At 35.4% G+C, this 8,593-nt stretch carries 8 protein-coding genes; all 8 read right to left on the reverse strand.

Annotated features, from left to right (window positions below; translation table 11 throughout):
* On the reverse strand, nt 1-1,179 hold a 1,179-nt coding region (locus Q0C22_RS02850), incomplete at its 3' end, for a hypothetical protein (protein ID WP_291490563.1).
* A gap of 14 nt (nt 1,180-1,193) precedes the next feature.
* A complete protein-coding gene (locus Q0C22_RS02855) occupies nt 1,194-1,670 on the reverse strand; it encodes a hypothetical protein (RefSeq protein ID WP_291490564.1) in 477 nt (158 codons plus the stop codon).
* Nucleotides 1,671-1,693: 23 nt separating this feature from the next.
* Entirely contained in the window at nt 1,694-2,470 is a 777-nt protein-coding gene (locus tag Q0C22_RS02860; RefSeq protein WP_025391855.1) for a CoA-transferase subunit beta, read from the reverse strand.
* Nucleotides 2,467-3,450 (reverse strand): CoA transferase subunit A, encoded by a 984-nt coding sequence (locus tag Q0C22_RS02865; protein WP_291490565.1) that lies wholly within the window; start codon nt 3,448-3,450, stop codon nt 2,467-2,469. The genes Q0C22_RS02860 and Q0C22_RS02865 overlap by 4 nt, the downstream gene beginning before the upstream one ends.
* Before the next feature lie 9 nt (nt 3,451-3,459).
* Complete coding sequence (locus tag Q0C22_RS02870) at nt 3,460-4,941, reverse strand: 4-hydroxyphenylacetate 3-hydroxylase N-terminal domain-containing protein (RefSeq protein ID WP_291490566.1); 1,482 nt, start codon at nt 4,939-4,941, stop codon at nt 3,460-3,462.
* 11 nt (nt 4,942-4,952) lie between these two features.
* A complete protein-coding gene (locus Q0C22_RS02875; RefSeq protein WP_291490567.1) occupies nt 4,953-5,714 on the reverse strand; it encodes an SDR family NAD(P)-dependent oxidoreductase in 762 nt (253 codons plus the stop codon).
* 12 nt (nt 5,715-5,726) lie between these two features.
* A complete protein-coding gene (locus tag Q0C22_RS02880; RefSeq protein ID WP_291490568.1) occupies nt 5,727-6,911 on the reverse strand; it encodes a thiolase domain-containing protein in 1,185 nt (394 codons plus the stop codon).
* Nucleotides 6,912-6,924: 13 nt separating this feature from the next.
* Entirely contained in the window at nt 6,925-8,256 is a 1,332-nt protein-coding gene (locus Q0C22_RS02885) for a TIGR00366 family protein (RefSeq protein ID WP_291490569.1), read from the reverse strand.
* Nucleotides 8,257-8,593: the final 337 nt, after the last annotated feature.

Consider the following 8,593-nt stretch of genomic DNA (forward strand, 5'->3'; position numbering starts at 1 on the left):
ATACCCACCGTATAATCCAAAAATACCGGCCCCTATAGTTAAAATTATCAGTGCCCACCTGCCCCAAATTACTTCTTCTTTTTGCGATAATGTCTTTTTGAAGGATTTAGGAATATCTCTTGTTATAATTGAGGAACCTATAACTAAAAATGAACTTGAAGTAGACATAGTAGCTGCAAGAAGCCCGGCAAAAAGTATAATAGCTAAAACAGGTGGTAAATGATTAAAAAAATGAAATATGGTTTCATCAGGTACTTTAAATGGTTTAACCTGACCTGAAGCTACTAAATACAGGACTGCCGTTCCAGGCAGTATGTATAAAAGACTCATTATGCCATAACCTACTCCGCCTACCAGTCCAAATGTTTTCAGGCTTTTATAACTTTTTAGAGAATATAGCTTTGTATTTACATGAGGTTGACCTATAACGCCAATTGCCAAAACAAAAACCCACGACATAGCAAGCGGTAGCATAATATTATCCGGATGTCCTATTGGATCTATAAACTGAGGTCCAAACAATTTACTTGATGCAATTGTTATAGTTGCATGACCCATCCCACCTGTGATATAGTAAAATCCAATAATAATGCCTATTATGCTAAATAATTTTAAGATACCTTGTAAAAAATCAACCTTTATGCTTCCAACCATACCACCGTAAACAGTGTATATAAGAGTAAATATTAATAGCGCTAAACCACCAGCTTTTACTGAAATTCCAAAAATAGAATTTAAAATGTATCCGCCGGCTAAAATTTGAGCTCCAAGGTAGGCAAATATACAGATAATTAAATTAATAGCTATCAAAAACCTTAAAGTTCTGCTTCCATATCTGACATCTCCTAAATCTGCAAATGTTTCGATATTAGTAATTACAGACATCATTCTCATTGGTTTACCATTTAGCCACATCATTAAACCGTAACTTACAGTAAAAAATATACCCATATACATTACTGCTGATCCAAATTTGTAATTAAGACCAGGTCCACCAACAAAACCAAAACCACTCATGCCAGTCGTTGCAGCGGCAAGACCGGCTACTAAAGCACCGAAAGTTTTACTGGATGCAAAAAATTTAGCACCACTTTTATCAGCCTGTTTTTTAGCACTTATTGCCCACCATAAAACTATAAGTGAATATAATAGCGTTACAATTATCTCCGCCGTTTTCATAAAAAGACCTCCCATCATTTAATTTCTTCTTCTGGTTTTTCTTCTTGTTCATGCTTTTTATTAAAATCCTCTACATCAGAAATAAACGCATCCCATTCTTTTTGCGAAATTACATTTTTCTCAAAAAGCACTGTGTATGAGAGAATAGTTGTAAGAAAGCCACCTAATACAAGAAAAACAACCCATAAAATAGCTGTTCCTGGGTGCATTCCAAGAAATAGAGTTTTTGGTATTGCATTATAGTAAAGCTTCCAATAGTAGAATAAGCCTAAAAAACCTCCCCAGAAAATTACCAAAAATGTTCCATAAGGATAAATCAAAAACATTTTATCTACCCTTGAGCCAGCTCCAATTAGCATAAAATTTGCTAAGAGTAGAATACTAAAAAATACTGTTAGAGTCGGTAACTTAGCAAAAAAAAGTATGGCAATGACGATAGCCAAAGCACCCTCCAGGATCCATATTGCGTCTTTTACTTTACCTTTAATCATAAAATTTACCCCCTTTTATAAAATTATTCAGCTTTTCTTTCTATTACAGCTTTAAATGGATCTACTTCTTCACGAAGTATTCTTAATTCTTCTTGTGTGGGCGGCTCAGTTTGTTTAGGTGTTTGCTTGATTATTAATTCAAAACCCGTGTTGTTTTTAATATCATCAATACTGACACCTGGATGAATGGATTCAAGCGTCATTCTTTTAGTTTCTTCATCAAAGCCCATAACTGCTAAGTTAGTAATAATTTTGTATGGACCTGTATTTGGTGGCAAACCTGCCTGCTCTCTAGCACCTGGTCCTGTTAGATAGCCAGGTGTAGTGATAAAGTCTATTTTGTTTGTAAATCTTCTTATTGAGTGAGGCACTACCATAACAATTCTCCATGCCATAGAAGCAAAATCGTTTGCTCCACCTGAGCCTGGAAACCTTACCTTTGGTTTTTTGTAATCGCCGATGACTGTGGAGTTAATATTGCCATAGGCATCTATTTGGGCACCCCCCAAAAAACAGTAATCAATAAGGCCTCGTTGAATCATTTCCATTTGATCACATGTAGAGCCAGTTTGAAGAGCTTTGTGCATTGTTGTTGAATCACCAACTGATATTGGCATAGCAGGAAGTACTGGAGCAACGGCACCTGCTTCAAATGTTATCAGTATATTCGGTGCATATAGTTTTTGGGCAAGCATAACAGCAGCGCACGGTATACCTGTGCCTACAGATACGCTTGCACCATCTTCAAATATTCTTGAAGCTACGCATATCATTAATTCTATATCGTTGTAAGTGTTCATCTTAGGCCCCCTTCTATGATTATTTGACTTTCTAAGTCTTTTAGGTATTCAAGCCTTCTTATGCCACCACAGTTATCCAGATACTCATAAAAATCATTGCAGTTGTATATGTTTTTATCTAAATACTCCTGGAAGGTTTTTTCGTCTTCTGCAGCTTTTAGAAATTCTCTTAAATGATCTACATCCATAAAATATTCATATGGCATATTGCATGGGTAACTCCCGTATGGTGTAGCTACTACTGCATCTACCTGGTAAAATGGTATAGTGGTGTTTTGCGGGTTATCTCTAAAGAATTCTGTCGGTACAATTTTTTCTGTGGTAATAATTACCTTTTTTGAAGCTTTTGCTATATCCACATCAGCTACAAGGACACCTCGTATATAACTATTACCATAAATATCTGCTGCATGGACATGTATAACTGCTACATCAGGATACAGTGCAGGGACAGCTAAATACTTCATACCGGTAAATGGACACGTGACTTCTTTTGCTGCTGAGTATTTTTGCGTATCTGTTCCAAGCATTGACCTTACGGGCAAGTATGATAAACCCATGGCAGCTGCTTTATAGCGCCATCCCATTGCACCATTGGACCACTCTGTTAACTGAATTGATCCACTTTCAAAGTATTTTTTTAATACCTTTGGTGCTCCAAGTGCTTCAAATGAAATAATATAAGATGCATCAGCTTTATTAAATGTTTTGCCTGCAGCCAAAAGGTCTGTATCTACATTAGATGTAAAACACGCTGCTATTAGGTTTTTTTTCTTTGCCCTTAAAAGCTCATGTATAAAAGCTGTAGGTATTCTTACAGTACCAAAGCCTCCTATGGATATATAGTCGCCTTCTTTTACAAGAGAAACTGCTTGCTTTAAATCCATGAGTTTACTTGTCATTTTTTTAGATTTTTTTCTAAAAAACTCCCTCATTTCATCTGGATGATGAAATCCCAGTAGCTCGCCAATACTTTCCATATTTGCCTCCTATTTAATATCGTTTGGTTCTAAATTTAGCTCTTTTGATTCATCGTATGAGTCATCAATACCTGCAAGATAGCGGGCTAAATTTTTTCTTGTTTCAAAATCGTATTCAATGCTTAAAGCTATTGTTTCCATAATTGGCGAACCACCCCCATGAACTCCAGCTATTTCATACCAGGCTGTCATAGGTGATGCCCCAACATCTTCTATAAACTTCCATAACTTTAATGAGTAATCAGCTGTTAGATTTGGATTTCTTACTATGAATTGTTCTAAAAATCCTTTTGTTTCTTCAGCAAAAAAATCTTCTTTAAATGGTAAGGTAACGCTTATACCACCTGCTATTTCCGTTAAAAGATTATATTCATGATAGATAAGTTCTCCTGTTAGTCTCCTGCCTACATTTGCATAAATCGGGTTTGGGAAAAATACACCGGATTTTGTTTTTTCGCCAAATACAGCAGCAGCAATTCCAGCTGCATATGCAAGCTCAGCCGCACCTGCATACTCTGTTAGTTTTTCTTTTACATGAGGTACTTTTTCTATATTGTTAGCTTGTGCTGCCAAAGAAGCTGCACCGCATAAGATGTCGGAAACTGCAGGTTTACACCCAGAATAACTATGCCTGTGGGAATCTGCAAAAAGCAACGCAAGCCTTCTGCCAAATTCCCACTCACCACACATAAACACTCTTTCTTTTGGTACGAATGTATTGTCAAATACAATAACAGAATCCGATACACCATATGTACAAAAAGGTGGTGCATTTTTATCATCTTTGTCTCTAAGCCATACGGGTCTTGTTATTAGATGCATATTATCCCAATCTCCAGGTAAGGCAAAAGCTACGGCAAAATCCCTATCGTCTGCTTTAAGTGCACGTGTGGGGATTACTATTATCTCGTCTGCGTAAGCTGCTTGTGTAACAGACATTTTGAAACCGCTAACTATTATTCCATCCTTTCTTTCTTCTACTATATGAACATAATGGTCTTTGTTTTGTTGTTCGCTGGGTCTTTTTAATCTGTCACCTTTTGAGTCCGTCTGGGCACAACAACCAACAAGGTCATTTTCCTGGTAATCCTTTAAATAATTCATAAATCTTTCATGGTAGTTTGTACCTTTTGCTTCATCAATTTCTTTTGTGCAAATAGCTAAAGCATTTATGGCATCATGTCCCATACAGCGCTGAATACAACCACCTACTCTCCTTGCGGCAAGCCTTATTAGCTTTTGTTTTTGCATCAAATCGTATGGGTTTTGAGGCAGGTAAGCCCAGCGGTTTACTTCTTTATTTATTAGATTTGAATGAGCCGTTGCTACATTTTTCCATTTTTCATCTTGAGCTAAATCAAATGTCACTCCAAGTACATTAAGGCCAGGTCTTAGCCTGGGGTCATCCCTTGTAACCTTTTTGCCACCTATGTATACATTGGGTTTCATAGAAAATAATTTTTCAAAGTATTGTTCTTTTGTTCTAAGCATTAAAGCCTCCTTTAGATAATTGTTTGGGCGCCATCTATGATAATTTCTGCGCCTGTTAAAAAGCTAGGAGCGCTTGCTAGATAAATAAATGTACTTTCAAGTTCACTTAATTCTCCAACCCTTTTTACTGGTATGCGCTCTTTTATGTATTCTTTTCCTTTTTGTGTATTAAAAAATGATTTATTGATGTCTGTTAAAAAATACCCGGGACAAACTACATTTACCTGGATATTGTATTTTATAAGTTCTAATGCCAGCACTTTGCTAAAGTGTATAACAGCTGCTTTACTTGTGCAGTAACCACTCATGTATGGTGTTGCAAGTTTTCCTAAGATCGAAGCAATGTTAATAATTTTGCCACTATTTTGGGCAACCATTATTTTTGCGACTTGTTGGGATACAAAAAATGTTCCTTTGAAATCTATATTGAATACTTCATCAAATTCAGACTCGCTTAGCTCAATCACAGGTTTTTGAACGCCAGAAATACCTGCTGCATTGATAAGTATATCGATTTTTCCAAACTCATCTTTTACTTTGCTTACAGCATTTTTTACACTTTCCAAATCGCTTACATCCATCTTTACTGCAAGACAATTAATACCAAAAATGGATCTTAACTCTTTTGCTTTTTGTAGACACAATTCATAGTTCCTTGCAGCAATTACTATATTTGCTTTTGCTTTTGCAAGAGCTATACTTGCAGTGTAGCCAATGCCTTTATAGCCTCCAGTTACAAGAGCGCATTTGCCTTTCAAATCAATCTCGTACATACAACACCCTCTTTAGGATATTCTTTTAAATACTGTTGCAAAATTGCTTGCAGCAGATCCACCAATATTGAATGTTAGTCCAATTTTTGGATTATTTAACTGAAAGCCAAGTGCTTTACCAGTAAGCTGTCTTGTTGCAATAACAGCCATTGATACGCCAGTTGCGCCAACTGGATGTCCTTTGGCTTTAAGACCACCAGATAAGTTTATAGGTATTTTTCCATCTTTATAAACAATACCTTCTTCTAAAGCTTTGTATCCTTCTCCATCCGGTGTTATGCCAAGGGCTTCGTATGCCAATATTTCTGCAATTGTAAAACAGTCATGAACTTCGGCAAAGTCTATATCGTTTAGCGTTATTTTTGCTTTTTCATAAGCCCTTTTTATTGCAACTTTGCCTGCTGTAAATTCATAGTTAGGCCTTTTGGATAAAGATAGGTAATCGCAAGCAGACTCCAGAGCTGCTATTTCTACAATTTCATGTTTTATTGATCTAGCATTTTCTATATTGGTCATAACTACAGCAGCTGCGCCGTCTGTTATTAGAGAACAATCAAAAAGCCTTAAAGGATCAGCTATTATCGGATTTTTGCTATCTGGCATATTGAGGATATCTTCATAAGAAATATCAAGTGGCATTTGTGCAAGCGGGTTTAAAAGTGCATTTTTGTGGTTTTTTGATGAAACTTTTGCAAATATCTGTCTTAATTGTTCATTGCTAAAACCAAAATGAGCTTGATAGCCTTTTGCATATTCGGCAAAAAGTCCTGGGAAAGTCATACCCATTTGACCTTCTTGTGGCCAGTAAGATCCTTTTGCTAAAACTTCTGTTATACCTTTTGTATTTAGTGATGTCATTTTTTCTGCACCAATAACCAAGGCAAATCTTACTCTGCCAGATTCGATAGCGTTTATGGCTTGCAGTATTGCAGCAGAACCGCTTGCGCAAGCACTTTCAACTTTAACGCAGGTTTTAAACCTTATAGACTCGTCTATTTCTACACCAACAGGACCAAGGTGGCCCTGATTGTTAAAATCAAGGCTACCATAGTTTGCAATCCATATAGCATCTATTTCTTTTGCGTCTATTTGTGCATCTTTTATGGCGTTTTTACCTGAGCTTACTATAAGCTCATAAATGTTTTCTGGCAACTTGCCGAATTTTGTGTGAGAAGTGCCAATAATACATACACTCATGTTTCTCCTCCTTTTAACCGACTATTATTAACATGGAGCCAAAAATAATTGTTCCAATAAATAAAGCCAAAGTACAATAGCCCATTATATCTTTTGCACCAAGCCTGGCTATAGCTAGTATAGGTAATGCCCAAAATGGCTGTATCATATTTGCTACCTGTTCGCCGTAAGCTATTCCCATCGCTGTTAAGGCTTGAGAAGAGCCAAGGGTTTGTGCAGCGGGCACCATAATAGGTGCTTGTACTACCCAGTGTCCTCCACCAGATGGTATAAATAAACTAATGATTATGGATGAAATAAATGACCAGAAAGGTAAAGTGTGAGCTGTAGAAAAACTTACAAACCATCCTGCCATAACAGCTGCAAGACCACTGCCAGTTATAAGTCCCATAATGCCACCATATAGGGGATATTGCAAGATTAATGGGCCAGTAACTTTGGCTGCATTATTAAAAGTTTTTACATAAACAATGGGTTTCCAGTGGAGAATAAGTCCAGCTAAAAACATTATGAATATAAATTTATTTATATCTAATTTAAACCCAAATTTAAAAAGATAGATCAAACCAATTAAAAATACTATAACGTTAAGTATCCAGGCATTTTCAAGTTTGGAGGCAAAAGTGTTATCTTTTTTAACTTCTTTTGCTTGTTCTAACTCTTTATCTTGTGTTTCAAGTATTGATTTATCAATTATTTTGAGGTCTTTTTTTGGTTGTGTAAAGTATATTACAAAAGAAAGAATAATCACCGTAATCACAGTAGCTATTAAGTTATACCAGGCAAAAACAGTTTGCGATAAACCAACGATTTCATGTGTATGTTGTTCAATTATATTCATCGGGTTGCCTTTTGATGCAATAACTAATGCAATTGAACTTGATAGGCCTCCTGCCCATACTATAAAACCTATGTAAGCACTAGCAACCAGGTACCCAAAATCTGCTTTTTCTACTCTTTTGGCTATTTCTCTGGCTAATATTGCTCCCGTAATTAACCCTAATCCCCAATTAATAAAAGAAGCTATTGCTGCAATCAAAAATATCATTACTGCAGCATTTGCTTGATCTGATGGTATGCCAGCTAAAAAAGTTAAAAATTTTTTAATAATTTTTGTTTCAGCTAGAGTATATCCAGTTACTAATATGAGTACCATTTGCAAACCAAATGTTAATATAGCCCACAAACCTTTGTACCAATCCTCAACCATTTTTATAAATGGCGTTGGCGTAAGCAATAATGCCATAACAAAAGACAACAAAGTTAAAACGATAACAAATAAAAATGGATCTGGCATATACTTTTGCATAAGTTTTACAAAAAAGTTTGAAATTTTACCTAACATATAAACCCCCTTTTTTAAATTTTGTTCAATATTAACTAAAGCAAAAACTGTTCCTAATTATTTAACTATATGTTTTCATTATTTTGTTAATATTTTATGAAAATTAATTTATAATTTAAATCTTAAAAAATGGCAATATCCTAAATATTTTGAATCAATACTTAGAATTTTATTTTTTATATAGCATAAATTTTGATTTATTTTTGTATAATTTGATTCACTTTTGTGTTTTTACTTAAAAATTCTCTTAACTTTTCTCCGTATTTCGCTCTTAACCACTTATTACTAGTAATATATGCAAGTACGCCATTTTGTTTGAGAATTTGGTACGAACGCT

Origin of the sequence: Desulfurella sp. (assembly GCF_023256235.1) — a bacterium.
Taxonomy (GTDB): domain Bacteria; phylum Campylobacterota_A; class Desulfurellia; order Desulfurellales; family Desulfurellaceae; genus Desulfurella.